25 protein-coding genes are annotated in these 25229 nt (G+C 63.4%); 20 read left to right on the forward strand and 5 right to left on the reverse strand.

Annotation, left to right across the window (positions count from 1 at the left end; all coding sequences use genetic code 11):
- The first annotated feature begins 35 nt into the window (after positions 1–35).
- The 9 genes from K3F49_RS31635 to K3F49_RS31675 all read left to right on the forward strand — a co-directional run bounded on the left by K3F49_RS31635 (position 36) and on the right by K3F49_RS31675 (position 8085).
- Positions 36–1268 (forward strand): dienelactone hydrolase family protein, encoded by a 1233-nt coding sequence (locus K3F49_RS31635; protein ID WP_234684808.1) that lies wholly within the window; start codon positions 36–38, stop codon positions 1266–1268.
- Between the two features lie 84 nt (positions 1269–1352).
- Entirely contained in the window at positions 1353–2891 is a 1539-nt protein-coding gene (locus K3F49_RS31640) for an ABC transporter substrate-binding protein (RefSeq protein WP_234684809.1), read from the forward strand.
- Between the two features lie 30 nt (positions 2892–2921).
- Entirely contained in the window at positions 2922–3929 is a 1008-nt protein-coding gene (locus K3F49_RS31645) for an ABC transporter permease (protein ID WP_234684810.1), read from the forward strand.
- Positions 3922–4809, forward strand: a complete 888-nt coding sequence (locus tag K3F49_RS31650; RefSeq protein ID WP_234684811.1) for an ABC transporter permease — start codon at positions 3922–3924, stop codon at positions 4807–4809. Before K3F49_RS31645 ends, K3F49_RS31650 begins: the two co-directional genes overlap by 8 nt.
- Complete coding sequence (locus tag K3F49_RS31655) at positions 4806–5681, forward strand: ABC transporter ATP-binding protein (protein ID WP_234684812.1); 876 nt, start codon at positions 4806–4808, stop codon at positions 5679–5681. Before K3F49_RS31650 ends, K3F49_RS31655 begins: the two co-directional genes overlap by 4 nt.
- Positions 5678–6532, forward strand: coding sequence for an ATP-binding cassette domain-containing protein (locus K3F49_RS31660; RefSeq protein WP_234684813.1), 855 nt, complete (start codon positions 5678–5680; stop codon positions 6530–6532). Before K3F49_RS31655 ends, K3F49_RS31660 begins: the two co-directional genes overlap by 4 nt.
- Complete coding sequence (locus tag K3F49_RS31665; protein WP_234684814.1) at positions 6529–7248, forward strand: SDR family oxidoreductase; 720 nt, start codon at positions 6529–6531, stop codon at positions 7246–7248. Before K3F49_RS31660 ends, K3F49_RS31665 begins: the two co-directional genes overlap by 4 nt.
- 46 nt (positions 7249–7294) lie before the next feature.
- Complete coding sequence (locus tag K3F49_RS31670; protein WP_234684815.1) at positions 7295–7897, forward strand: VOC family protein; 603 nt, start codon at positions 7295–7297, stop codon at positions 7895–7897.
- A complete protein-coding gene (locus K3F49_RS31675; RefSeq protein WP_234684816.1) occupies positions 7870–8085 on the forward strand; it encodes a hypothetical protein in 216 nt (71 codons plus the stop codon). Before K3F49_RS31670 ends, K3F49_RS31675 begins: the two co-directional genes overlap by 28 nt.
- 216 nt (positions 8086–8301) lie before the next feature.
- Here K3F49_RS31675 and K3F49_RS31680 read toward each other — a convergent pair whose 3' ends face one another.
- On the reverse strand, positions 8302–9510 hold the full coding sequence (locus tag K3F49_RS31680; RefSeq protein WP_234684817.1) for a caspase family protein: 1209 nt from the start codon (positions 9508–9510) through the stop codon (positions 8302–8304).
- A 178-nt stretch (positions 9511–9688) separates the two neighbouring features.
- On the opposite strand from K3F49_RS31680, the gene K3F49_RS31685 reads away from it, so the two are divergent.
- The 5 genes from K3F49_RS31685 (at position 9689) to K3F49_RS31705 (ending at position 14959) form a co-directional block, all read left to right on the forward strand.
- The gene (locus K3F49_RS31685; RefSeq protein WP_234684818.1) at positions 9689–10828 is read left to right on the forward strand and encodes an amidohydrolase/deacetylase family metallohydrolase; all 1140 of its coding nucleotides are present in this window, start codon (positions 9689–9691) and stop codon (positions 10826–10828) included.
- A 297-nt stretch (positions 10829–11125) separates the two neighbouring features.
- Positions 11126–12343, forward strand: coding sequence for an ABC transporter substrate-binding protein (locus tag K3F49_RS31690; protein ID WP_234684819.1), 1218 nt, complete (start codon positions 11126–11128; stop codon positions 12341–12343).
- A gap of 113 nt (positions 12344–12456) precedes the next feature.
- Positions 12457–13068, forward strand: a complete 612-nt coding sequence (locus tag K3F49_RS31695) for a helix-turn-helix domain-containing protein (protein ID WP_234684820.1) — start codon at positions 12457–12459, stop codon at positions 13066–13068.
- Positions 13069–13191: 123 nt separating this feature from the next.
- Positions 13192–14292, forward strand: coding sequence for an Ldh family oxidoreductase (locus tag K3F49_RS31700; protein WP_234684821.1), 1101 nt, complete (start codon positions 13192–13194; stop codon positions 14290–14292).
- A 10-nt stretch (positions 14293–14302) separates the two neighbouring features.
- The gene (locus K3F49_RS31705; protein ID WP_234684822.1) at positions 14303–14959 is read left to right on the forward strand and encodes a pyridoxamine 5'-phosphate oxidase family protein; all 657 of its coding nucleotides are present in this window, start codon (positions 14303–14305) and stop codon (positions 14957–14959) included.
- Between the two features lie 5 nt (positions 14960–14964).
- On the opposite strand, the gene K3F49_RS31710 is transcribed toward K3F49_RS31705, so the two are convergent.
- On the reverse strand, positions 14965–16110 hold the full coding sequence (locus K3F49_RS31710; protein WP_234684823.1) for an acyl-CoA dehydrogenase family protein: 1146 nt from the start codon (positions 16108–16110) through the stop codon (positions 14965–14967).
- Between the two features lie 126 nt (positions 16111–16236).
- Between K3F49_RS31710 and K3F49_RS31715 the strand changes: the two genes are divergently transcribed.
- Positions 16237–16914, forward strand: a complete 678-nt coding sequence (locus K3F49_RS31715) for an alpha/beta hydrolase family protein (protein WP_234684824.1) — start codon at positions 16237–16239, stop codon at positions 16912–16914.
- A 3-nt stretch (positions 16915–16917) separates the two neighbouring features.
- Here the strand turns inward: K3F49_RS31715 and K3F49_RS31720 are convergent, their stop codons facing one another.
- A complete protein-coding gene (locus K3F49_RS31720; RefSeq protein ID WP_234684825.1) occupies positions 16918–17892 on the reverse strand; it encodes a ketopantoate reductase family protein in 975 nt (324 codons plus the stop codon).
- 157 nt (positions 17893–18049) lie between these two features.
- Between K3F49_RS31720 and K3F49_RS31725 the strand changes: the two genes are divergently transcribed.
- Positions 18050–18853: an enoyl-CoA hydratase-related protein gene (locus K3F49_RS31725; RefSeq protein ID WP_234684826.1), complete on the forward strand. Its 804-nt coding sequence runs from the start codon at positions 18050–18052 to the stop codon at positions 18851–18853.
- 6 nt (positions 18854–18859) lie between these two features.
- Here the strand turns inward: K3F49_RS31725 and K3F49_RS31730 are convergent, their stop codons facing one another.
- On the reverse strand, positions 18860–19744 hold the full coding sequence (locus K3F49_RS31730) for a LysR family transcriptional regulator (RefSeq protein WP_234684827.1): 885 nt from the start codon (positions 19742–19744) through the stop codon (positions 18860–18862).
- A gap of 115 nt (positions 19745–19859) precedes the next feature.
- Between K3F49_RS31730 and K3F49_RS31735 the strand changes: the two genes are divergently transcribed.
- From K3F49_RS31735 to K3F49_RS31750, 4 genes are all read left to right on the forward strand, one after another.
- Positions 19860–21224: an FAD-dependent oxidoreductase gene (locus K3F49_RS31735; protein WP_234684828.1), complete on the forward strand. Its 1365-nt coding sequence runs from the start codon at positions 19860–19862 to the stop codon at positions 21222–21224.
- Between the two features lie 33 nt (positions 21225–21257).
- Positions 21258–22262 carry an ABC transporter substrate-binding protein gene (locus K3F49_RS31740; protein WP_234684829.1) on the forward strand — a complete coding sequence of 335 codons (1005 nt, stop codon included), beginning with the start codon at positions 21258–21260 and terminating at the stop codon, positions 22260–22262.
- A gap of 130 nt (positions 22263–22392) precedes the next feature.
- Complete coding sequence (locus tag K3F49_RS31745) at positions 22393–23166, forward strand: ABC transporter ATP-binding protein (protein ID WP_234684830.1); 774 nt, start codon at positions 22393–22395, stop codon at positions 23164–23166.
- Positions 23159–23977 (forward strand): ABC transporter permease, encoded by an 819-nt coding sequence (locus tag K3F49_RS31750; RefSeq protein ID WP_234684831.1) that lies wholly within the window; start codon positions 23159–23161, stop codon positions 23975–23977. Before K3F49_RS31745 ends, K3F49_RS31750 begins: the two co-directional genes overlap by 8 nt.
- A gap of 118 nt (positions 23978–24095) precedes the next feature.
- Here K3F49_RS31750 and gtdA read toward each other — a convergent pair whose 3' ends face one another.
- Positions 24096–25136, reverse strand: coding sequence for a gentisate 1,2-dioxygenase (gtdA, locus tag K3F49_RS31755; protein ID WP_234684832.1), 1041 nt, complete (start codon positions 25134–25136; stop codon positions 24096–24098).
- Positions 25137–25229 lie beyond the last annotated feature (93 nt).

The following is a 25229-nucleotide window of genomic DNA, read 5'->3' on the forward strand; positions in this document are numbered from 1 at the left end:
CTCCAAGGGCTCAACGACGAGAGGGGACGATCACGATGGCCGGACAGTGGATCGACATCGCTGCCAAGGATGGCGGCACGTTCAAGGGGTATCTCGCGGTCCCCGCCTCGGGCTCCGGTCCCGGCATCCTGCTGTTGCAGGAGATTTTTGGCGTCAACAAATCGATGCGTGAGGTTGCCGACCACTATGCCGAGGAAGGCTATGTGGTTCTGGCGCCCGACCTGTTCTGGCGCATGGAGCCTGGCATCGAACTCGGCTACACCGAGGCCGATTTCGGCAAGGCGATGGGCTATTACCAGCGCTTCGATGCCAATCAGTCGATCAAGGATGCCGCTGATGCGCTGAAGGTGCTGCGCGCGCGCCCCGAATGCAAGGGCAAGGTCGGCGCGCTCGGCTTCTGTCTCGGCGGCAAGCTCGCTTATCTCGTGGCCGCGCGCACCGACGTCGACTGCGCCGTCAGCTATTATGGCGTCGGCATCGAGGCCGATCTCGGCGAGGCCGGTGACGTCAATTGTCCTGTGGTCTTCCATTTCGCCGAACTCGACCGCTTTGCGACGGCCGAGGCGCGTACGCAGATCGGGGCGGCGTTCAAGGGCCGGCCCGAGATCGAATTCTATCTCTATCCCGGCTGCGACCACGCCTTCGCCGCGCCGGAACGCACCAGCTTCAACAAGCCCGCGACGCTGATGGCGTATACGCGCTCGATCGCGGCGTTCCGAAAGGCGCTGGGCCCGCACTATGATCTCTCGGCGCTGTGGGACAGGCACACCGAGCTCGAGTTCGCGACGCGTTCGGCCGAGCAGACCATGACGACCATGGTCGCCGAGCCCTACGTCAACCACATTCCGACCATGACCGGCGGCGTCGGCTATCGCGACCTGCTGCGCTTCTACAAGAACCATTTCATTCCGAAAACGCCGCACGATACCAGGCTGGTGCCGATCTCGCGCACCATCGGTTCAGACCGCATCGTCGACGAGATGCTGTTCTGCTTCACGCACGACATCGAGATCGACTGGATGCTCCCCGGCGTGCCGCCGACCGGCAAATATGTCGAAATCCCGCTGGTGGCGATCGTGCGCTTCCGTGGCGACAAGCTCTACAACGAGCACATCTATTGGGACCAGGCGTCCGTGCTGGTGCAGATCGGACTCCTGGATCCGAAGAAGTTGCCCGTCGCCGGCGTCGAGACCGCCAAGAAGCTGGTCGATGAATCGCTGCCGTCCAACACGCTGATGGCGCGCTGGTCCGAGAGCGCCGGGAAATAAGCAAACCTAACCGACGGCGCCGCTTGCGGCGCCGTTTTCGCAAATGCTCACAATCTCTCGTTCATCGTGTTGGGGGTCATGAACATGTCGTCGCTCTCTCGTCGCTCGCTTCTCCAGATCGCCGGCGGCGCTGCCGCGCTGCCGCTCACCTCTGGTCTCACCGGTGGCGCGCTCGCTGCCACGCCAGGCACGCTGACCATCGCCTACAATGTCAATTTGCCGTCGTTCGATCCGACCGTCGGCCTTTCGGCGGTCAATCCGACGATCCAGTCGATCTACCAGGCGGTGTTCGATCCCTTTATTGGCCAGGCGCCCGACCTGTCGTTCAAGCCGGGCATTCTGACGAAATGGGGTTGGAACGAGGATCGCAGCAAGATCACGCTGGACGTGCGCAAGGGCGCAACCTGGCATGACGGCTCGCCGGTGACGCCGGAGGACGTGGTCTGGTCGCTCACCCGCGCCGCGGATCCGAAGGGTGGCAATCCCATCCAGTTCGTCTGGTCCAAGGTCGGCAATTACAAGATCGACGGCAACACCATCACCGGTGACGTGCTGGAGTTCGAGCCGACGCTGTTCAAATGGATGGCGTTCCTGACGGGCTATATCCTGCCCAAGGCCTATTACGAGAAGGTCGGCGCGGAAGGGTTCGAGAAGGCGCCGATCGGATCGGGTCCCTACAAGGTCGATGCCTTCGAGCGCAACGCGTTCCTCAGGCTGAAGGCGCATTCCGGCTATTGGGGCCCCAAGCCCGCCTTCGAGACCGTGGTGTTCAAGTTCATTACCGATCCCACCAGCCGCGTCGCGGAGATGGAATCCGGCGGCTCCGATCTCACCTTCGAGATTCCCTACGAGGAGTTCGACCGGTTGAAGGCCAAACCGGGCCTTGCCGGCCAGACCAAGCCGGTCTCCGACATCGCGATGATCTTCCTCACCGACATCGATCCAATGCTCGACCGCAATGTACGGCTCGCAGCCAATCACGCCATCGACAAGAAGGCGATTGTCGACCGGCTGCTCAAGGGTTACGGCGTGCCGATCGCGACGCTGGAGGCGCCGGGCTATGCGGCCTTCGATCCTTCGATCAAGGTCGCCTACGATCCGGAGCTTGCGAAGAGCCTGCTCGCCAAGAGCGGCTACTCGCCCGAGAAGCCGGCCAAGTTCACGATCCAGACCACGCGCGGCTTCAAGCCGAAGGACTATGAGATGATCCAGGCGATCGTCGGCATGTGGCGCAAGGTCGGTATCGACGCCAACATCGAGGTCTACGAGATCGCAAAGCATTTCGAGCTGCGTGCGCGCCACGCGCTGGCTCCGGCCGCCTTCTACAATTGGGGCAACGCGATCGGCGATCCCTCGACCTCGACCGGCTTTGCGATGTTCGGGCCCTCGCCGCATTGCGCCTGGAAGGGCAAGGACCTCGTCGAGCGCATTGGGCCGCTGTGGGGCGAGAAGGACGAAGCCAAGCGCATCGCCGGCTACAAGGCGGTCGACAAATACATCGCGGAGGAAGGCGAGGTGATCCCGCTGTTCCAGTATGTGCAGCCGATCATCCACAGGAAGGGCCTCAAGGTCGTGTCGCAGTCCAACGGCATGATCCTTCCGCAGCTCGTCACGCCGACTTAGGCCGCGGTTTTAGAGAGGGGCGATACCAGGATGCGATGGGGCGAGCTGATCAGGCGATTCGTCCTCATCCCGCCCACGCTGTTCGGTGTAGCGGTGATCGTCTTCGTGCTCCTGCGCGTCGTGCCCGGCGATCCCATCGCCATGATGATCCCACCCGGCGCATCCGAGGCCGACATCGGCCGGTTGCGCGCGCTCTACGGCCTCGACCAGCCGATCCTCCAGCAATTTGCGACCTGGCTCGGCCAGGTCGCAAGCGGCGATTTCGGCCGCTCCATCAGCGTGCGACAGAACGTGCTGGAATTGTTGCTGGCGCGGCTGCCGGCCACGATCGAACTTGCGCTGCTCGCAACGATGATTGCCGTCCTGTTCGGGGTTTTCGCCGCGCTCATCGGCATTCTGCTGCGCGGCCGGCGCGCGGAATGGATCGTCGATGGCGGCATCGGCATGCTGCTCGCGATTCCGGATTTCCTCTGGGCGCTGATCCTGCTGCTGCTGTTCGGTGTGCTGATCCCGCTGCTGCCGATCTCCGGCCGGATCGATCCGGAGATCGACCTGAGCCTGCGAAGCAATTTCTATCTGATCGAGAGTGTTCTGACCGGTCGCTTCGACATCGCCTTCGCGCTTCTGCACCACATGATCCTGCCGGCGCTGGCGCTGGCGCTGCCGTTTGCGGCCCTGGTGGCGCGCTTGCTGAAGGCGTCGCTAGCGGAGGCGGAGGACCAGGATTATGCGCAGATCGCGCGCGCCCGCGGCTATTCGCGCCCGGACATCCTGCTGCACGAAGTGTTTCCCAACGCGCTGATCCCGACGGTGGCGCTCGGCGGCGTCCAGGTGACGCTGCTGCTTGGCGGCACCGTGCTGGTCGAGCGCATCTTCTCCTATGAAGGCATCGGCAACATGGCGATCGACGCGGTGATCAACCGCGACTTTCCGCTGATCCAGGGCCTGGTGCTGACCTTTGCGGTGTTGTTCATCGCGCTCAATCTCGTCGTCGATCTCGTGGTCACCATGCTGGATCCGAGGCTGCGCCATGGCTGACATCGCAGTCACCTCCATCGCCGCGCCGCCGTCGCGCCTGCTTGCGGGTCTGAAGCGGGGCGGTCCGCGTCTCTGGCTCGGCGCAGCACTGGTCGCCCTGCTGGTGCTGGCTGCAATCCTGGCACCCGTGCTCGCGCCGCACGATCCGCTCGAGCAGGACCTGATGTCGGCACAATTGCCGCCCGCCTGGATGATCGGCGGTGAGCCCGCTTTTCTCCTCGGCACCGACAGCCTGGGTCGCTGCGTGCTGTCGCGCCTGATCTATTCGGCGCGCACCGCGGTGATGGTCGCGCTCATCGCGGCAACGCTCGCCGCGGCGATCGGCGTCGCGCTCGGCTTGTTTGCGGGGAGTTTCGGCGGCTGGGTCGACCAGTTCATCTCGCGGCTGATCGACGTCTGGATGGCATTTCCGCCGGTGCTGCTGTCGATCGTGCTGGCCGCGGTGATCGGCGCCGGCCTCACCTCGGTGATCGCGGCGATCGTGGTGGTCGACTGGACGCGCTTTGCCCGCGTCATCCGCGCCGAGACCATGGTGCAGCTCACGCGCGACTATGCCGCCGCCGCACGGGTGATCGGCTTGAGCCGGGCCGAACTGCTGCGGTTGGAGATATTGCCTAACCTCGTCCCGCTGCTGGTGACTCTCCTCGCCGTCGAGATGGGTATTGCGATCCTGGTCGAGGTCATCCTGTCCTTCGTCGGCATCTCGGTGGCCGGCGATACGCCGACCTGGGGCAGCATGATCGCCGAGGGTCGCCAGATCGTCTATCAGGCGCCGTGGATCATGGCGCTGCCGATCGTCTGCATCATCACCAGCGTGATCGGCCTCAATCTGTTCGGCGACGGACTGCGCCTCGCGCTCGATCCGGTGCAACGCTCATGACGGCGACACTCACAGTGGACGGGTTGAAGGTCGCGATCGGCGCCGCCAACGTGCTGCGCGGCGCCAGCCTCGAGGTGCAGCCCGGCGAGGTCCGCGGGCTGGTCGGTGAATCCGGCGCCGGCAAGTCCATGCTCGGCCGCGCCGTGCTCGGACTGTTGCCGTCGAACGCGACCATCACCTCGGGGCGCATCGCCTTCGAGGGCCGCGATCTCCTGGCCATGGCCGAAGCAGAGCGCCGCGGCTTGCTCGGTCGCCGCATCGCGCTGATTCCGCAGGACCCGATGACCTCGCTCAATCCGGTCAAGCGCATCGGAGCGCAGATCGGCAATTTGCTCCGGCATCATCTCGACCTGTCGAAGCGCGCGGCGCTGGCGCGCGCCGCCGAACTTCTGACCGAGGTCGCGATCCGCGAGCCAGAACGTGTGCTCGCGCTCTATCCGCACGAAATCTCCGGCGGCATGCGCCAGCGTGTGCTGATTGCGATGGCCTTCGCGTGCGATCCCGCGCTCGTCATCGCCGACGAGCCGACCACGGCCCTCGATGTCACCGTACAACGCCAGGTGCTGCAGCTTGTCGAGCGGCTGCGCTTGCGCTACGGCAGCGCCGTGCTGTTCGTCACCCACGATCTCGGCGTGGTCGCAAAGATCTGCCGCAGCATGACCGTGCTGCATGCTGGTCGCGTGCTGGAGGAGGGCGAGACCGCCAACGTGCTGACGCGACCGCGCCATGCCTATACCCGCGCGCTGCTCGCCGCGACGCCGCGCGCCGACCGGCCGGCCGAAGCGCTACGCCCGGTGCCGCCAGCCTTGATCGAGCAATTGTGGTCGGAGGCGTACCGGCTCGACGACGTTGCAGTGGTGGGCGCAGCATGAGCGACATCCTGCTCCGCACCGGCAGCCTCGGCTTCGGCTACCCGCAGCGCCATGGCCTGTTCGGTAAGCCGACCTTGCGTGAGGTGATCAGGGGTGTCGATCTCGCCGTGCCGCGCGGCTCGGCGCTGGGTCTCGTCGGGGAATCCGGCTCTGGCAAGACCACGCTCGGCCGCCTGCTGGTGCGGCTGTTAAAGCCGACTTCCGGCGGCATCCAGTTCGACGGTGTCGAGATCGGCCAGCTCGACGAAGCTGCGCTGCGCCCCCTGAGGGCACGTATCCAGATGATTTTTCAGGATCCGCAATCGTCGCTCAATCCGCGGCTGCGGCTCAGCACGACGCTGACGCGTCCGCTCGGCGTGCATGGACGGCTGAAGGGCAAACGCGACCAGCGCGAGCGCGCGGCGGCGTTGCTCAATCTGGTCGGCCTGCCGCCCGAATTCGCCGACCGCTATCCGCACGAATTGTCCGGCGGCCAGCGCCAGCGCGCCGGCATTGCGCGGGCGCTTGCGCTCGAGCCCGATTTCATCGTCGCCGACGAGATCGTGTCGGGTCTCGACGTCTCGACCCAGGCGCACATCCTGCTGTTGCTGAAGGAGCTGCGCGCGCGCCTCGGTCTCACCATGGTCTTCATAAGCCATGACCTCTCGGTGGTGCGCGTACTCTGTGACGACGTCGCGATCCTGCATCATGGCGAGGTGGTTGAATTCGGCCCCGTCGCGCGCGTGTTCGGCGCGCCGCAGCATGTCTATACGCAGCAATTGCTCTCCGCCATTCCGTTGCCCGATGTCGAGCCGGGCTGGCTCGACGAGTCCGCAGTCGCTACTCCGCAACAGCAAGGATCAGCCGCATGACCGAGACAATCAAGGGTTCCGTCATCCTCGTCACCGGTGCTGCCGGTGCGATCGCGCAAGCACTTATCGCCGAGCTCAAGGCGCGCGGGGCCGCGAAGATCTACGCCGCGGCGCGCGATGTTTCCGCTCTCTCCGCCTCCGACGGCGTCGTGCCGGTCAAGATGGATGTCACAAGCGACGACGATGTCGCGAAGGCAGCAAGCCTTCTCGGCGACGTCGCGGTGCTGATCAACAATGCCGGAATCAACCACAACACCGGGTTCATGGCCGCGCCTGATCTCGTGATCGCGCGCGAGGAGATCGAGATCAATTATCTCGCGCCCCTGCGGGTGACGAAGGCCTTCGCGCCGGCGCTGATCAAGAACAAGGGGGCGGTGCTCAACATCCTCACCATCCTGGCGCGCGTGAACCTGCCTTTCATGGGATCCTACTGCGCCTCCAAGGCGGCGGGTCTCAGCCTGACCCAGGGCCTGCGCGGCGAACTCGGCCCGAAAGGCGTGCGTGTTGCTGCTGCACTTCCGGGTGCGATCGATACCCGCATGACCGCGATGCTGACCATCCCGAAGATGACGACCGCGGATGCAGCAAGGGAAATCCTCGACGGTTTCGAGGCCGGCGAGGAGGAAATCTATGTGGGCGAGATGGCGCGCGGACTTGCACAAGGCCTCGCTCACGATCCCAAGGGTGTCGAGCGCCAGTTGGCGTCGCCCGGCTGAGTTCCACGTCAGGTGTTGTGTTGCTGCGAACCAAAAGGAAGCGATCATGATCCCGTTTAGAGTACTGCTTGCCTCCGCCGCGCTGTCGCTCGGCGCCTCGATCCTGCCGGCTTCGGCGGATTCCATTCCCGGCCTGCGCGGCCACGATCACACCGGCATCACCGTGCCGGACGTGAAGGCGGCGACCGCCTTCTTCACCGACGTGCTCGGCTGCTCGCATGCGATGTCGTTCGGGCCTTTCATGGACGACAAGGGCACGTTCATGCAGGACGCCGTCAATGTGAACCCGCGCGCCGTCATTGACGAGATCAGCATGGTCCGCTGCGGCCATGGCTCCAACATCGAGCTGTTCCAGTATCAGTCGCCCGACCAAACCAAGACGCTGCCGAAGAACAGCGACATCGGCGGCCACCACATCGCGCTCTATGTCGACGACATCGCAAAGGCCGCCGAGTATCTGCGGTCGAAGAACGTCAAGACCATGCAGGGCCCGATCCCGGTGAACGAAGGGCCGGCGGCCGGTCAATCCATCCTTTATTTCCTGACACCGTGGGGAATGCAGATGGAGCTGATCAGCTATCCCAAGGGCATGGCGTATGAGAAGAGCGCCAAGACCGTGCTGTGGTCGACGACCGAGCCAGCGAAGTAAAGCTTGTCATCGGCGAATTCGCCGCGCGGGTTTTTCAACTGTCCGGCGCGCATGGGCCGGAGAGCAACATTGCGGGCCTGATCCCGACCGCGATGCTGAGCTCGATGTTCGGCCGCATGATGCCTGGTGCGCTGGAGCGATTGAAAGAGGAGGCGCCGCGCGCGGACCGCAGGCCGAACGGGCATTGAGCGCTGCTGATTTGCTTGAACAGCCTGAAAATTGCTAATAAAGGCGAACGGGCTGGAAGATACCTTCCAGCCCGTTCCATGCGTGCTGATACCCGGAGCCAATGATGCCCTTCGATTTGATCCCGAGCGGGGCGGGGATCCTCGATATGCTCCGTCTTCAGGTTGGAGCATGTCGGTCGGTCAATTCAGTTCGCCATGAAAAGTGGCGTAGACGCCTCAGGCTTTTCCACCTTCATTGTACTTCGAAATAGCAACAATGGCATCGGCGCGTTTACCGAACTTAATGTCCATGGCCATCTTCGTTGCGTAATCTTCCCAACCGCTCACTTGCCAGCTGCCGATGAGCGCTTGATCTTGGAGATCATTCAGGAATAGCGCGAGTCGGTTCAGTCCGACCAATCCTGGTCTCCGCAGGTGAAATCTGCCGAGGAATGCGCCGGTTAGCTCGATCGATTCGGCCCTGGTCGCTGGCGGTGCCATTGCTTGCTCCGGAGAGGGGGGATTCGAGAGAGCAATCTCGTTCGATACGTTGGCCGCGGCAGGTGTTGGCTCGGATTCAGAGATCGGTTCTGGCTCGGAGATTTGGGCCGGTGGCGGCAAGTTCGATTCTGTGACAGAAATTTTCTGTTCCTCGGCTTCCTCCGTTCGGCGGCGTGCCAATTGTCGCGGGGCTTTATTTACCTTACGCCGCGGCGGCGCTTTCGATGGTCCTTGCGGGAGTGGCGAGAAGCAAAACCGTTCCTGTAACGATGACTGATCCCATGGTTCCTGCTTGTAGTTCGTTGCCCTTAGAACGTCGTTCCTGACGTTGATCATCATGTCGCTAACAGAGACGTTCGGCGATTCCAGATGGGTAACGAGAGCCGTCGTAAAGGGGCTGTTATGCCCTTCGCCGTCGCTCGCAACGTTGTCCGGCGCGGTCGCGAACGCGATAAATGAGCCTCGCTTGACCCTCACTTCCGCCAAGCCTGCCCGAATTTCGAAACCGCTTCGGTTTCGGGAGGTGCCTGCTTGAAGCAATGACCGGGAAAACGGATTGTCTCGGCAAGCATCGAGAAAGATCAGACTCGTTCTTGCGCGATTTGAAGAAACAGAGAGCAATTCATCCAGGGAAAAGGCCCGCCGCCTTAGGTGGGTTTCTAGCCGAATGTCGGCGTCGATCGGGATGAGATAGTTGTGACCGTTCACCTGGAGTCCATGCCCCGCGTAGTAAATCAATGCGGTGTCGTCTGGTTGGACCGAACCTTCAAATTCTCCAAGCTTGTCCTCCATCGAGTCTCGATCGAGATTCAGGCCGATCAGTATGTTAAATTCGAGTTTTCGGAGAACGGCTGCGATGGCCAGGGCGTCGTTTACTGGATTCCGCAGCGGCGTGGATTGAGCGTACTTCGAATTGCCAATGACCAAACCAATGCGATTGGGCATGAACGTTCTCAAGGGCTGCAACGGCAATCCAGCAACTTATACTAGAGTTCCTTCTTAGCAAACAGGGGCGATGGTGGGGACAAATCGCCTCGTTCACCGACGCGGGTCTTTGGAGCGGCGCAAAAATTGCTACAGTTGATAGCTTGGTCGAAATTCCGACCGACCTTCGGAGACGATAATGCCTTTCGATTTGATCCTGCGGGGCGGACGGGTCGTCGACCCCTCGCAGAAGCTCGATGCCGTGACGGATGTCGCATTTTCGGGTGGCAAGGTCGCCGCCGTCGGCAGCGGGCTCAAGGCGGATCCAGGAACAGACGTGCGTGATGTCTCGCAGTTCATCGTGACGCCGGGCCTGATAGATCTCCACACCCACGTCTATTGGGGCGGCACCTCGCTCGGCATCGACGCCGAGGAATTCTGCCGCGCCTCCGGCGTCACCACCTCGGTCGACACCGGCAGCGCCGGCCCCGGCAATTTCGCGGGCTTTCGCAAGCATGTGATCGAGCCGAGCCAGGTCCGCATCCTCGCTTATCTCCACGTCTCCCACGCCGGCATTTTCGGCTTCTCGCACCGGATCATGGTCGGCGAGAGCGAGGAATTGCGGCTGATGAATCCGATCGACGCGACCAAGGTCGCGGATGCCAACCGCGACCTCATCGTCGGCATCAAGGTGCGCGTGGGCCTGCACTCCTCGGGCACCTCGGGGACCGTGCCGCTCGACATCGCGCTCCAGGTCGCCGACGAGGTCGGCATGCCCCTGATGGCGCATATCGATCATCCGCCCCCGACCTATGAAGAGGTGCTCGCCCGCCTGCGCCCCGGCGACGTGCTGACCCACGCGTTCCGGCCGTTCCCGAACACGCCTGCGACCGCGCAGGGCACGGTGAAGAAGGCGGTGCTGGACGCGCGCGAGCGCGGCGTGCTGTTCGACATCGGGCACGGCAAGGGCTCGTTCGCCTTCAAGACCGCCCGCGCGATGCTCGCCAACGGCTTCTATCCGGACACCATTTCGTCCGACATCCACATGCTGTGCATCGACGGCCCGGCCTTCGACCAGGTGACGACCATGTCGAAATTTCTCTGCATGGGCATGTCACTGTCGGACGTGATCGCGGCGTCGACGGAGAACGCCGCAATGGCGCTGCGGCGACCCGAGCTCGGCAGCCTCAAGCCCGGAAGCGTCGGTGACGCCACGCTGATCTCGGTGAAACAAGGCCAGTTCGACTACGAGGACGTCGTCGGCGAACACCTGATCGGCGATCGCAAGATCGTCTCCGAAGGCGTCGTCATCGGCGGCCGCTGGTGGCACCCGAATTGATCTTGGCGCGCACCCCGGCTTCATCATTCGGCCGTTAGAAGGCTCGACCGGGCAACGCTGAAGCGGAGCCGAGCCACATCCGATCAATATTCCAGTCTGGCACGGCATCGCGTCACCGCCCTCGATAGGTGGCGCTTACGGACGGATTTGCGTGGCCGTGAGTGTGCCTCGCGGCCGGCCGGTCAGATGTGTCGCGCCAATTCTTTGAACACGCTCGCCTAAAAATTATCCTTTGTGCAATAATGCATATCATGCAAATTTGTCAAAACGAGATAGTTTCAGGAAAGGGGCCAATCCATGTTCGGAGCAAATGCCATTCTCGCCGGAGCCTTCGGAGGACTGTCGCTGGTTCTGTCGGTCCTCTCGGCGTTCGCCGGAACAAACATATCCGACGACGCCGTCAAGATCGGCATTTTGAACGACCAATCGGGACCTTACGCCGATCTCTCCGGGCAGGGGTCAGTGGCGGCGGCACAAATGGCGATCGACGAGTTCGGCGGAACGGTCCTGGGCAAGAAGATCGAGTTGCTGTCCGCCGACCACCAGAACAAGGCGGACATCGGGCTGACAAAAGCACGCGAGTGGTTCGATCGGGCCGGCGTCGATGTGGTTGCCGATTTTTCCAATTCGTCCGTGGGCTTCGCGGTTCAGTCGTTGGCCAAGGAGCGCAACAAGGTGACCCTGATTGCAGCGGCCTCCTCGGACTTCACCGGCAAGGTCTGCTCGGCGACCTCCGCGCAATGGGTCTACACCAGCTATTCGAACGGGTACGGGTTGGCGAAGGCGCTCGTCAAATCGGGCTACAGCAGCTGGTTCCTGGTGACCGTGGACTATGCCTTCGGACAGGCTTTCGCTGCGGATATCCGCAAGGCCGTCGCTGAGGGCAGAGGCCAGGTTCTGGGCGAAGTCCGCCATCCGCTCAACACGTCTGATATGAGTTCCTACCTGCTCCAGGCGCAATCATCGAAGGCAAAAGTGATTGCGTTGGCGAGTGCCGGGGCGGATATGGCGACCGGCATCAAGCAAGCTGCCGAGTTCGGCATTACCGACCAGTCGCTTGTCGCGCCGATCGTCTTCATCACCGATGTTCATTCGCTCGGCCTGGCGGCGGCCAAGGGTCTGAAATTCGTGACAGCGTTCTACTGGGACCGCGACGAGGAGACGCGAGTGTGGTCCAGGAAGTTCTTCGCCAAGCGGAATGCTATGCCGACCATGACACAAGCCGGGGTGTATTCGGCCGTGCGGCATTATCTGCGAGCCGTGGAGGCCGCGCAGACGGACGAAGGGCAGGCCGTGATGAGCAAGATGAAGGAGCTTCCCGTCAACGACATCTTCTCGCGCAACGGGAGAGTCAGGGAAGACGGGCTGATGCTTCACGACATGTATCTCGTCGAGGTCAAGCAGCCCTCGGAATCCAAGGCGCCGTGGGACTACTACAAGATTCTGGCGACAATCCCCGCGGACCAGGCGTTCCCAGGTCTGGAGCAGAGCGAGTGCCCGCTGGTGCGAAAGTAGGGGAGCCGCGACTGGCTGTGGCCGAAGCCCGGTAAGCGCCTCTCCGATCTTGCATGTCCGGCAAATTGCCTCTAGAGCCAACTTGAAACGTTTCAAAGGTCGGGGAGCGGGTGTTGGACCAGGCGCGATTTGTCGCGCGTCAGCTCGGACTTCGGATCCGGGCGGCGCGCCAACTTCGTAAACTCACATTGCAGCAATTGGGGGCCGACACCAACCTGTCGGCCGCCTATCTCTCCCGAATCGAAAGAGGAGAGACTGCGACGTCCATCGCAAGTCTCATCTCGATCGCCACCCGCCTGAATATTCCTCTGCGGGACCTCTTCGAGGATACCAACGAAGCCTATGTTCCGAAGCACTACTCAGTGTCGAGGAAGAAGGACCGCGCTGATTCCGAGCAGATGTCGGCCAACGGCTACGAGTACCACTGGCTCTCGGGCGATTTGACCGAGCCCAAGCTCAATGCTTTCCTGCTTGAATTTCCCGTCACGTCGGAGATCGACGTCAAGCTGCTCTCGCACGAGGGCGAAGAGGTCCTCTATATCCTCGAGGGCCGCATCGAATTCCAGATCGGATCCGACCGGCTGACGCTGGACGCAGGCGATTGCGTTCATCTGCTCGGCGACAAGCCCCACATGGGCCGGAATGTCGGCAAGAAGCCGGCCAAGATGCTCATGGTCGTGACGCCGTCCGACGTCATCGACATGACCCCCGGCAAATCCTCCTAAATTGATTGCTCATTCCCGGGGCGCAAATTGCCTTGAGAATAAATTTGCATGTTATGCAAATTTGTGGATATTGCATTGTTGCGGCAAGCGCAGTTTTCCCGGCTGCGACAAGGAGCAGGCTTCATGCAAGATTTCGTTCAAATGTCGCTGGAGGACGTCCACGGCTCCGCCAAGGCGGCCCTGGTTTCGCAGGGCTTCAACGAAATCCACGCCCAGGCGATCGCGAACACCGTCACCGCAGCGGAGCGGGACGAGTGTCGTCACCACGGCTTGTTCAGGTTGCCGTTCTACATGAATGGCCTGCTGTCGGGGCAGGCTTCCGGAGAGGCAGAACCTACGCTCGTCGAACTGATGCCGAGCGTGATCAAGGTCGATGCAAAATACGGCTTCTCTCCGCTCGCTCTCGAACGTGGCGACCAGCCGCTGGCTGACAGGGCGAAGAAGTACGGTATAGCCGCGCTCGCGGTCACGAACGCGCTCAACGTCGCTGCACTCTGGCCGGAAGTCGAACGCCTCGCCGAGCGTGGGCTGGTTGGATTCGCATTCGTTGCGGCCAGTCCGTATGTGGCGCCCGCGGGCGGGACGAAACCGCTCTTCGGAACCAATCCGATGGCATTCGCCTGGCCCCGTCATGACAAGCCGCCTGTCGTCTTCGATCAGGCGTCGAGCGCCTCCGCAAGGGGCGAGATCCAGCTTCGCTTGCGCGACGGCAAAACCCTCCCCGATGGATGGGCCATTGGTCCCGACGGCAAGCCCACGACCGATCCCGCTCAGGCCCTTGCAGGAGCCCAATTACCCTTTGGAGGCTTCAAGGGCTCGAATATCGCCATGATGGTCGAGTTGCTGGCTGGTCCCCTGGTCGGAGACGCGCTCAGCTTCGAGGCCGGCGAACACGACAAGGCGAATACCGGTGCTCCTTGCGGTGGCGAGTTGATCATTGCCATCGACCCGGTCCGATGTGTCGAAAATGGGGATCGTATCGCGCAGCTGAAGCACGCAGAAATGCTCTTCTCGCGGATGCTGGAGCAGGACGGGGCCCGGCTTCCCTCCGATCGTCGCTACGAGGCACGCGAACGGACCGCCAGAGAAGGCGTCAAGGTGCCCGCGTCTCTCCACGATCGAATTCAGGCCTATATCGCCGGAACGCGTGTCGACAGGCGGAACGATTATGAGGGGGACCACCTCACGCACAGTAAGTCCCCGATGTCGCATCAGCCTGCGTAGGAGATCCGTCGTGACGACCATTGTTCCTACCGAAAAGACCCGCGTGCGCAGGCGTCCCGAGCGCGCAGCTTATGACCTGAAGATTATCCATGACATCCTCGATGAGGCGCTCGTGTGTCATATCGGGGTCGCCACTGAGAGTGGGCCGCGCGTCATCCCGACGGCGATCATCCGTGTTGGTGAGCACGTTTATGTGCACGGCAGTCCGAATAATCAGCTTTTGACGGCCCTGGCGGATGGAGCGCCGACCTGTATCACCGTCACGCTGGTCGATTCCGTCGTCGCTGGCCGATCCGGATTTGGGATGAGCATGGACTATCGCTCCGTGATGATCTTCGGAACGGCTGAGAAGATCGAGGATCTCGGTGAAAAGGAGCGGCTGGTCGCGGCCTTCGTGGAAGACATCGTGCCCGGCCACATCGTTCGTCCGCCGAAGAAAAAGGAGCTGGCGGCAACGATTTTCCTCCGCTTTCCCATTTCCGAGGCGTCGGCGAAGATTCGAAATCACGGCGTGGTCGATCCTAAGGAAGACCACGCACTGGACGTCTGGGCCGGCGTCGTGCCGCTGAAGCTGGTGGCGGGCGAGCCCCGCAATTGCCCGGATCTCAAGCCGGGCATCCCCACGCCAGACTATGCGGCGCGCTACAAGAGGCCATCAGCGAAATAGTTCGCCTACAACGACCTCGCGATCAGAAGCTTCATGATCTCATTGGTGCCGCCATAGATCTTCTGGATGCGGGAATCGATGAAGATGCGCGAGATCGGATATTCCTGCATGTAGCCGTAGCCGCCGAACAGCTGGAGGCATTCGTCGGCAGTCTGGACCTGCTTGTCCGAGCACCAGTATTTCGCCATCGACGCGGTGACGGTGTCGAGATCCCCGGCGACCAGGCGCTCGATGCACCAGTCGACGAAGACGCGCGCGATCATCGCTTCCGTCTTGCGCTCGGCGAGCGTGAAGGCGGTGTTCTGGAAATCCATCAACGGCTTGCCGAACGCCTTTCGCTCCTTGGTGTAATCGACGGTGAGCTTGACGGCGCGCTCCATCGCGGCGACGGCGCCGACCGCGAGCGCGAGGCGCTCCTGCGGCAATTGTTGCATCAGCTGGACAAAACCCTGTCCCTCCTCCTTGCCGAGCAGGTTTTCCGGCGGGACCGTGACATTGTCGAAGAACAGTTCCGACGTGTCGGAGGCGTGCAGGCCGATCTTGTCGAGGTTGCGCCCCCGCTTGTAACCGTCTGCGCCCGCGGTCTCGACCACGATCAGCGAAATGCCCTTGGCGCCGGCCTCGCCGGTGCGGGCGACCACGACGACGAGATCGGCGGCCTGGCCGTTGGTAATGAACGTCTTCTGGCCGTTGATGACGTAGGAATTGCCCTGCTTCTTCGCCGTGGTCTTCACGGCTTGCAAATCCGAGCCGGTGCCGGGCTCGGTCATGGCGATGGCGCCGATGATCTCCCCCGAAGCCATCTTCGGCAGCCAGCGCTTCTTCTGCTCCTCCGAGCCGTAGTTGAGGATGTAGTGCGCAACGATGGCACTGTGCACGGAGACGCCGGTCGTCAGTTCCGGCACCGTGCTTTCGAGGTCGTCCAGCACCGCCGCGTCATAGGCGAAGGTCGCGCCCAGGCCGCCATATTCCTCCGGGACGCTCGCCAGCAGCGCGCCCATCTCGCCGAGCCCGCGCCAGGCGAAGCGATCGACCATCTTCTGCTCGCGCCATTTCTCGGCATGCGGCGCCAGGTCCTTGGCGAGATATTTCCGGAACTGGTCGCGGAAGACATCGAGCTCTTCGGTCATCCAGGAGGAGCGGTAGGACATGATTACCTCGGTTGATGCGGCTTGCCGGCTTGGTAGGCCAGTCCACCGCGGCAATTATTGTGTTTTCAGGCTGCGCCGGTGACGCTACCAAGGCGGCCGGAAACGCTTCTGTTGGGATGGTTGATTGTGGCTGTCAAAACCAAAGAGCTCAAGCTCGACATCGATCGCATCGGCACAGTCTCCGCGATCCTGATGGAGCCCGCCAATGCGCGCGCCTGCTACGTCCTGGCGCATGGCGCCGGCGCGGGGATGCGGCATGCGTCCATGGACAAGATCGCGGAGGGCCTCGCAGAGCGCGGCATCGCGGCGCTCCGTTTCAATTTTCCCTACATGGAAAACAAGCAGGGGCGCCCCGACCAGCCGGCCGTCGCGCATGCCGCGATCCGCGCGGCAGTCGAGGTGGCGGCGCGGCTATGCCCCGGCGTGACGCTCGTCGCCGGCGGAAAATCGTTCGGCGGGCGCATGACGTCGCAGGCGCAGGCCAAGGCGCCGTTGCCGGGTGTCAAGGGGCTCGCCTTCCTCGGCTTCCCCCTGCATGCCGACAAGAAGCCGTCGACGGAGCGTGCCGGGCATCTCGCCCATGTCGAGATTCCCATGCTGTTCCTGCAAGGCACGCGCGACGGGCTCGCCGATCTCGGCCTTCTCAGGCCCGTCGTCGCGGCGCTCGAAGCGAAGGCGACGCTGCATGAGGTCGAAGGCGGCGATCATTCCTTCGCGGTGTTGAAGAAGTCCGGCCGCACCAGCGAGGAGGCGCTCGCAGAGGTGCTCGACACGCTCGCGGCCTGGATCGACAAGCTCGCCTGAGGTTCAGGCGGAATAGAGTCCCTTGTCCCGGGCCTTCTGGATCGCCAGCGCTGCGATGAGATCGAGCGTCGGCGTCGACAGGCCAGCAGTGCGCGCGAAGGCGGCGGGCGCCTTCACCAGCACGTCGATCTCCATGGCGCGGCCGAGCTCGTAATCCTGCAGCAGCGACGGCTTGTGGTTGGGGGCGGGACCGCTGCGCGTCACGCGCTTGACCTCGGGAATGAAGTGCTGGGCGATGTCATTCGCCTCGTTCAACATGCGCGGGATCAGTTCGGAAAAGGCGGGATCATCGCGTACGCCGCGCGCGGTCTGGCCGGTGAGCAGGCACAGCACCGACAGCGACATGTTGGTCAGCAGCTTTGACCAGATCGCCTCGCGGATTTCTGCCACCGGCGGCGATTCCAGCCGCGCGTCGTTGAGGACGCCGCGAAGCTTGGTGATGCGCTCGCAATTGCGGTCGTCGCATTCGCCGATCAGGAGGCGATTGCGGTCTGGTGTCAGGTTCTGCACGACGCCGGGCGCAGCCACTTCGTTGGAGGAGAAGATCACGCCGCCGATGATCCGCTCCTTCGGGATGCAGGCACGCAAGCGCCCGCCCGGATCGAGGAAGGAAATGTCCGGCGGCGTCGGATGCCGCGGCGGCAGGCCGATACCGTACCACCAGGGAATGCCATTCTGCGCGAACACGATCGCGGTGTCGTCCTGGAGCAGCGGCTTGATGCTGGAGACCAGTCCGGTCAGCGCCGTGGCCTTCAGCGTCGAGATCACCACATCCTGCGGGCCGAGCTGGGCCGGATCGCCGGAGGCGTTCACCTTGGCCGAGACCTCGGAATCGCCGACACGCAGCTTCAGGCCGTTGGCGCGCACCGCCTCGAGATGCGCGCCGCGCATCACGCATGAGACTTCGTGGCCGGCGCGTGCGAGCCTGACTGCGAGATGGCTTCCCACGGCGCCCGAGCCGAAAATGCAGATGCGCATATGATATGTCCCGTCCCAATCCCTTGGTGCCGCCCGATATCAGCATGACACAAGCCGCCATGCGATGGGCGCGACCGCCCCACGCCGGAAAGATATGGATCAGGGCGAACGGCGTCGTCCATAGTGCGCGGCAATCAAACTGACCGGAGGATCGCCGATGACTGCCAGCCCCGTCCTGTGGACCTTCGACGAGCGTGGGGTTGCGACCGTCACGTTGAACCGCCCGGAGGTCAACAATGCCTATGACGGCGCCCTGATCGCCGGGGTCCTCGCGGCCATGGACGATCTCGGCAAGAAGCCCAACCTGCGCGTCGCCGTGCTCAGGGGCAACGGCAAGCACTTTCAGGCCGGCGCCGACCTCAAATGGATCAACGGCGTGCGGCCACAGTCGAAAGAGGCCAACGAGGCGGCGTCCCGGGCGACGTTCGAGGCCGTGCAGCGGCTCAACACGCTGCCGATCCCGACGGTGGCGCTGGTACAAGGCGGCTGCTTTGGTGGCGGCACCGGCGTGATCGCGGCCTGCGATGTCGTGATCGCCGCCGACAACGCCCTGTTCTCGATTACCGAGGTGCGCTGGGGCCTGACCGCCGCGATCATCATCCCCCAGCTCTGTGACGCCATTAGTGTACGGCAAGTCCGCCGTTACGCGCTCACCGGCGAACGTTTTGGCGCCGAGGATGCCCGCCGCATCGGTCTCGTCCATGATGTGGTGCCGCTCGCCGATCTCGAGGCTGCCGGCGCAAAGGTGGTCGAACAGCTGCTCGCCAACGGGCCGGAGGCGATGGCCGAGACCAAGCGGTTGGCGCTGGAGAGCTCATTCGGCGGAATGGCCGTGGACGATGCGGCCTACACGCGGCTCGTGCAGCTCCACTCGCTCAAGCGCCAGAGCACCGAGGCGGCGGAGGGGCTGGCGTCGTTCGCGGAGAAGCGGGCGGCGAACTGGGGCGGCGGGAAGGGTTGACGCAATTCACAGCGATGACGCGAGCGACGTTTTCAGCAGGGTCAGCAGTGCTTGCACTGCGGCCGCATTGCGCCGCCGCTCGGGGATCGCGGCTTTCACCCAGAGCTCCGGAATTGGAAAGTCGCGCAGCACGGGCTTCAGCGTGCCGTCGCGCAGGGCATCCGCGACGAGATAATGCGACATCAGGGTGATGCCGTTGCCGGCAATTGCGCTCCGCACCAGCACGTGTCCCTCGTTGGACGACAGCAGCGGGCTGACCTGGATGTTGATCCGGCCGCGCGGTCCGTCAAAGATCCATTCGGGGCCGGTCGGCAGGAAACTGAGGCAGCGATGTTCGACGAGGTCGCGCGGATGCTTTGGCACGCCGTGCTTCTTCAAATAGGCCGGTGAGGCGCAGAGCAGCCGCTTCAGCGCGCACAGGGGTTCGTCGACCACGCCACCGAAGGAATGCGGGAACGCGCCGATGGCAATGTCGAATCCTTCGGCCACCGGATCGACCGGACGATCGATCAGCACGATCTCGAGTCTCAATCGCGGGTTCTGCGTCTGGAAAGCGCTGAACGCGTCCGCAAGCCGCGCCACCGTCAGCGAGGTCGGCGCCTTGATGCGGAGATGGTCGACGAGATCGTGGCCCTTCTCGCCCATCCGCGAGAGCAGATCGGTGGCATCGGTCACAACACCGCGCGCGCGATGCACATAGCGCTGGCCGGCGTCGGTCAGCCGCAATTGCCGGGTGGAGCGGTGAAACAGCGGCGTGCCGATGCGCGCTTCCAGCTGCGTGACGCGTTTTGCCACGACGGAGGTCGAGACACCGAGTTTTCGGGCGGCGGCGGAGAAGCCGGCGGCATCCGCGGTGGCGAGGAATGCCTGAAGGTTTACCAGAATGTCCATTTTTGACCTTTCTCGATTCGAGAAAGCTGATCGCGTATATTGGTGGATTGTAGCCTGTCTCGCGTTAATTCATAGTCCGGCCCAAGCAAGGATTTTTTCAGGGACAGGACGCGCCATGCGGACCACGACGATCGAAGAACCAGCGCGCCAGGTGCCGCTCTACGGCGAATATGAAGTCGTCGTGCTCGGCGGTGGCCCTGCCGGCATCGTGGCGGCGGCGTCGGCCGCGCGCGCCGGGCGCAAAACGCTGCTGATCGAGCGTTATGGCTTTCTCGGCGGCATGGGCACCGCGGCAGGCGTCACCAATTTCTGCGGCCTGCATGGCAATGTTTACGGCGAGGCCGTCCGGCTGGTGCAGGGCATGGCGTCCGACCTGCTGGCGCGGATCGACCATCTGAACGGCCTCAACGCGCCGCATCTGATCCTGGGCAAGGTCTTTGCCCAGGCCTATGACACCGCGGCCTACAAGATCGCAGCCGACGAGCTGCTGGCGAGCCACAAGGTCCACGTCCTCTTCCATGCACTCGGTGCCGGCGTCGTGATGGGCGCTGACCGCCGCATCGACGCGCTGATGGTCGAGACCAAGGCGGGCCGGCAGGCGGTACGCTCAGAGATCTTCATCGATTGCTCCGGCGATGGCGATCTCGCCGTCTGGGCCGGCGCGCCGTTCGACATTGGCGATGAGCATGGTCATCCGATGTACCCGTCGATGATGCTCCGCCTCAACGGCATCGATCCCGCGAAGGCGGGTGACGCCTGGCGGACCATCCCGCAATTGATGGAACAGGCTACCGCCGCCGGCACGCACAGATTCCCGCGCAAGAGCGCGATCGTGCGGCCGCAAAAATCCGGCATCGAATGGCGGGTGAATTTCACCCAAATTGCGCGCGAGGACGGTCACGCCATCAATGGTGTCGAGCCCGACGATCTCACCCGCGGCGAGATCGAGGGCCGCAAGCAGGCGCTTGCGGCCTTTGAATTCCTGCGTACCGTGCCGGGGTTCGAAAAATCCTACATCGTCGATCTGCCGCCGCAGCTCGGCATCCGCGAGACCCGGCGCATCAAGGGCGCCTACCAGCTCAGCGGCGAGGACGTCCTCGGCTGCGCCTCGTTCGAGGACTCCATCGGCGTCAATGGCTGGCCGATCGAGGCCCATGTTCCCGGCGACGTCGTCTTCACCTTCCCGCCGATCCCGGAATCGCGCGGCTACAACGAATTGCCGTATCGCATGCTGGTGCCGGAGGGCGTAGACAATCTGCTGGTCGCCGGCCGCTGCGCCTCCATGACCCATGAGGGCCAGTCAGCGGCGCGGGTTTCTGGGGCCTGTTTCGTGATGGGGGAGGCGGCCGGTTCCGCTGCTGCGCTGGCGCTATCGGGCAATCACATCCCGCGTGACATCCCGGTTGAAAAATTGCAGGAAACGTTGAAACAACAGGGTGCCTTCATCGGGCGGGACCAGCCGGTGCCCGAGGGTCTGTAACGGACTGCAAGAAGAACCATTGGAGGAAACGGGATGATCGGGATTGCGCGGCTCGCCGCAGCTGGCCTTTTGGCGATGATGGCGCTGGGCACGGCCCGGGCCGAGGACGCACTGAAGGCCAAGATCGGCGTGCTCCGCCTGTCGTCCTCCGCGCCGGTCTTCATCGCGCAGGACAAGGGCTATTTCCGCGACGCCGGGCTCGACGTCGAGCTGAAATTCTTCGACGCAGCCCAGCCGATCGCTGTCGCCACGACCTCAGGCGATGTCGATTTCGGCGTCACGGCCTTCACCGCCGGCCTCTACAATCTCGCCGGCAAGGGCGTGCTGAAGGTGATCGGCGGCATGAGCCGCGAGAAGGCCGGCTATCCCCTGATCGGCTATTTCGCCAGCAACAACGCCTACGCTGCCGGCCTCAAGACGCCGAAGGATCTCGCCGGCAAGCGCATCGCGATGACCCAGGTCGGATCATCCTTTCACTATTCGCTCGGCCTGCTCGCCGACAAATACGGCTTCAAGCTCTCCGAGGTGAAGATCGTGCCGCTGCAGTCATTGTCGAACGCGGCCGCCGCGCTGAAGGGCGAGACCGTGGATGCGGCGCTGCTGCCGATCTCGACTGCGCGAAAGCTGATGGATGAGGGCGGCGCGAAGTTTTTGGGCTGGGTCGGCGACGAGACGCCCTGGCAGCTCGGCGCCGTGTTCGCCTCGCCGAAGACGCTGACCAACAAGGTGCTGGTGACCAAGCTGCTCGGCGCGCTGGCCAAGGCCGATCGCGAATATCACGACGTGATCCTGGCTTCGATGAAGGACGGTGTCGCGCCGATCAATGACAAGACAAAGCCGCTGCTGGAGATCATCGCGAAGTACACCAATTTGCCGGTCGAGCAGGTGGTGGGCAATTGCGCCTATATCGATCCGGACGGCAAGCTCGACGTCAAGAATGTCGACAACCAGATCAAATGGCTCCAGGAGCAGGGCTTTGCCGACAAGGGCTTTGATGCCAATACGATCATCGCCAAGGACTATGTGAAGGCGGATTGATGTGGAGTTTGTCGTCATGGCCGGGCTTGTCCCGGCCATCCACGCCTCACCGCAATCGAGCAAGAACGTGGATGCCCGGGACAAGCCCGGGCATGACGGCCAAGACAAGGTTCGGAGCAAGTAAGGCACAATGGACCTGATCGCCAACCACATCTCCCACCGCTTCGGCGATCTCGCCGTGCTTGAGGACATCTCCTTCACGGTCGGCGCGGGCGAGGTGGTGGCGATCGTCGGTCCCTCCGGCTGTGGCAAGAGCACGCTGCTGTCGATCCTTGGCGGACTGCTGCAGCCGACATCCGGCGCGCCCGAGCTGCGCGGTGCGCCACCGGCGGACAGTCTCAATCCGCTGACTTTCGTGTTCCAGGATTTTGCATTGCTGCCCTGGGCCACGGTGGAAGAGAACGTCGAATTCCCGCTGCTGCACACCCAGCTGTCGGCCGCGCAGCGGCGCGCGCTGGTCGAGGATGCCCTGCGCCGCACGGGACTGACCGATTTTCGCAAGACCTATCCAAAGCAACTCTCCGGCGGCATGCGCCAGCGTGTCGGCATTTCGCGCGCGCTCGCGGTGAAGCCCGCCATCCTGCTGATGGATGAGCCGCTGTCGGCGCTGGATTCGCAGACGCGCGAGCTGCTGATGGAGGACTTTGTTCGTCTGCTCGCCGACGGTGGCATGGGCGCGGTCTATGTCACGCATAATCTCGAAGAGGCCGCACGCCTTGCCGATCGCATCGTGGTGCTGTCGCGGCGGCCGGGCCGCATCCGCGAGGTCGTTCCCGTGCCGATGACGCGTACTGAGCGCGGTGAAACCGCTGCGCGCGAAAAGCTGCTAGCGCTGCAGAACCAGATCTGGTCGCTGATCCGCAACGAGGCGATCGATGCCGAGCGCGAGGTGCAGCATGCTTGATCGCGCGGGCACACCTGCGAAGGACGAAACGACGCGGCGCGTCCGCTTTCGCGGCGCGGGCTTCGTGCCGGCCTCGAGCCGCTTTGGCGGCTGGATCGCGCTCGCCCTGGTCATTGCGATCTGGCAGGCGGCGGGCAGCAGCGGCCTCGTCAATCCGTTGTTCCTGCCGGCGCCCTCGGCCATCGTGCGGGCGCTCTACGAGCTCGCGCTGTCGGGCGCGCTCTGGCAGCATCTCTCGGCCTCGCTGCTGCGCATCGGCGTCGGCTGGCTGCTGGGCACCGCGGCCGGCGTCGTGGTCGGCTTCGCCATCGGCCTGTCGCGGCTGGCGCGCAGCGTCGGCATCACCTTCATCTCGGCGTTGTTCCCGATCCCGAAGATCGCGCTGCTGCCGCTCCTGATCCTCTGGCTCGGCATCGGCGAGGAGCCGAAGATCGCCACCATTGCACTCGGCGTGTTCTTCTCGACCGCGATCTCGGTCTATAGCGGCGTCGATGCGGTGCCGCGCAACCTCATCCGCATGGCGCAAAGCTTCAATGTTCCCTTCGCCACCATCGTGCGCAAGGTGGTCTGGCCGGGCGCGCTGCCCGCGATCCTCGCCGGCTTCCGCATCACGGCGTCAGTCGCGCTGCTGCTCGTCGTCAGTGCCGAGATGATCGGCGCGCAATACGGCATCGGCGCCTTCGTGCTCCAGGCCGGCAATCTGATGCAGACCGATCAGCTGCTTGCAGGCGTGGTGATCCTGTCGGTGTTCGGCCTTGTGGTCGGGAAGGTGATTAATCTGCTCGAGATCAGGCTGCTGCACTGGCGGTAGCCAAAGTCACTGCGGCCGTAGGGTGGGCAACTCGTAAGCGTGCCCACCATTTCTTCATGAGTCGAAGAGGTGGGCACGGCGCGTTGCGCCTTTGCCCACCCTACGCCACCGGTCGTCGTTACACGTTGCCGCGATCCTCGCGAAACAAATCCAGCTTCTGCTGCACCGGCCGATCCGAGAAGCTGAACAGCACGGCATCGTCATCCGCCTCGTGCGTCACCCACTGCCAGCTTGGCACCACGAACAGATCGCGCGGGCTCCATTCGAAAACGGCGTCGCCAATGCGGCTGCGGCCCCGGCCCTCGATCGGGCAGAACACGGTCGCATCGGTCGCGCGGTAGCGTGCGGTCTTGAACCCCCGGGGCAGCAACTGAATGAAGGTGCCGATGGTCGGCATCGCGAAATCGCCGGTCTCGGGGTTGCTGAATTTCAGCTTCAGCCCGTGGCATGCGTCCCACTCCTGGCTCGCGCGAGCCTTTTCCAGCGCCTCGCGGGTGTAGGCATAGGGATAGCTGAAGATCGGCGAGGTCTTCGATGACCGCTTCACATCGACCGGCAGCAGATTGTGGCCGTAGCGGGCAAAGCTGTCGCCGGCAGGCTTGGTGATCTTCTGCTGGTCTTCCTTGGAGCCTTCCGCGAAAGAGCAATCGAGGAACTGCACCAGCGGAATGTCGAGGCCGTCGAGCCAGAACATCGGCTCGCTGGTTTCGTTGGAATGGTCGTGCCAGGTCATCGACGGCGTGATGATGAAATCGCCTGGCTCCATCGCCGTGCGCTCGCCGTCGACAGCGGTGTGGGCGCCCTTGCCTTCAAGCACGAAGCGCAGCGCCGACTGGCTGTGCCGGTGCGCGGGCGCGACGTCGCCCGGCACCACCATCTGCACGCCGGCATAAAGCGACGTTGTGATCTTGGACTGGCCGCGCAGGCCCGGGTTCTCCAGCACCAGCACGCGCCGTTCGGCTTCCTTGGCGGTGATCAGCTTGCCGGCCTCGGTCATGTAATCGCGGATGATGTCGAATTTCCACAGATGCGGCCGGCAGGCGCTTTTCGGCTCCGGTGTGATCAAATCGCTCATCACCGTCCACAGCGCGGTGAGGTTTTCGCCGTCGATCTTCTTGTAGAACGCCTCGCGTTCCGGCGTCTTGGTCACGGCTTCCATGGCGCGGCTCCCGTCGTTTTTCTGTAGATTGACAGCATACTGACAATCTTTGTAGCGTCAATGGCGGCCACTCTTGCTAAGAAACGGGAAAAT

It is taken from the genome of Bradyrhizobium monzae (genome assembly GCF_021458635.1).
Lineage (GTDB): Bacteria > Pseudomonadota > Alphaproteobacteria > Rhizobiales > Xanthobacteraceae > Bradyrhizobium.

Coding starts and splice junctions, on each gene's coding strand:
- K3F49_RS31635 (WP_234684808.1), top strand. CDS start 36: ATGGCCGGACAGTGGATCGACATCGCTGCCAAGGATGGCGGCACGTTC.
- K3F49_RS31640 (WP_234684809.1), top strand. CDS start 1,353: ATGTCGTCGCTCTCTCGTCGCTCGCTTCTCCAGATCGCCGGCGGCGCT.
- K3F49_RS31645 (WP_234684810.1), top strand. CDS start 2,922: ATGCGATGGGGCGAGCTGATCAGGCGATTCGTCCTCATCCCGCCCACG.
- K3F49_RS31650 (WP_234684811.1), top strand. CDS start 3,922: ATGGCTGACATCGCAGTCACCTCCATCGCCGCGCCGCCGTCGCGCCTG.
- K3F49_RS31655 (WP_234684812.1), top strand. CDS start 4,806: ATGACGGCGACACTCACAGTGGACGGGTTGAAGGTCGCGATCGGCGCC.
- K3F49_RS31660 (WP_234684813.1), top strand. CDS start 5,678: ATGAGCGACATCCTGCTCCGCACCGGCAGCCTCGGCTTCGGCTACCCG.
- K3F49_RS31665 (WP_234684814.1), top strand. CDS start 6,529: ATGACCGAGACAATCAAGGGTTCCGTCATCCTCGTCACCGGTGCTGCC.
- K3F49_RS31670 (WP_234684815.1), top strand. CDS start 7,295: ATGATCCCGTTTAGAGTACTGCTTGCCTCCGCCGCGCTGTCGCTCGGC.
- K3F49_RS31680 (WP_234684817.1), bottom strand. CDS start 9,510: ATGCCCAATCGCATTGGTTTGGTCATTGGCAATTCGAAGTACGCTCAA.
- K3F49_RS31685 (WP_234684818.1), top strand. CDS start 9,689: ATGCCTTTCGATTTGATCCTGCGGGGCGGACGGGTCGTCGACCCCTCG.
- K3F49_RS31690 (WP_234684819.1), top strand. CDS start 11,126: ATGTTCGGAGCAAATGCCATTCTCGCCGGAGCCTTCGGAGGACTGTCG.
- K3F49_RS31700 (WP_234684821.1), top strand. CDS start 13,192: ATGCAAGATTTCGTTCAAATGTCGCTGGAGGACGTCCACGGCTCCGCC.
- K3F49_RS31710 (WP_234684823.1), bottom strand. CDS start 16,110: ATGTCCTACCGCTCCTCCTGGATGACCGAAGAGCTCGATGTCTTCCGC.
- K3F49_RS31720 (WP_234684825.1), bottom strand. CDS start 17,892: ATGCGCATCTGCATTTTCGGCTCGGGCGCCGTGGGAAGCCATCTCGCA.
- K3F49_RS31725 (WP_234684826.1), top strand. CDS start 18,050: ATGACTGCCAGCCCCGTCCTGTGGACCTTCGACGAGCGTGGGGTTGCG.
- K3F49_RS31730 (WP_234684827.1), bottom strand. CDS start 19,744: ATGGACATTCTGGTAAACCTTCAGGCATTCCTCGCCACCGCGGATGCC.
- K3F49_RS31735 (WP_234684828.1), top strand. CDS start 19,860: ATGCGGACCACGACGATCGAAGAACCAGCGCGCCAGGTGCCGCTCTAC.
- K3F49_RS31740 (WP_234684829.1), top strand. CDS start 21,258: ATGATCGGGATTGCGCGGCTCGCCGCAGCTGGCCTTTTGGCGATGATG.
- K3F49_RS31745 (WP_234684830.1), top strand. CDS start 22,393: ATGGACCTGATCGCCAACCACATCTCCCACCGCTTCGGCGATCTCGCC.
- K3F49_RS31750 (WP_234684831.1), top strand. CDS start 23,159: ATGCTTGATCGCGCGGGCACACCTGCGAAGGACGAAACGACGCGGCGC.
- gtdA (WP_234684832.1), bottom strand. CDS start 25,136: ATGGAAGCCGTGACCAAGACGCCGGAACGCGAGGCGTTCTACAAGAAG.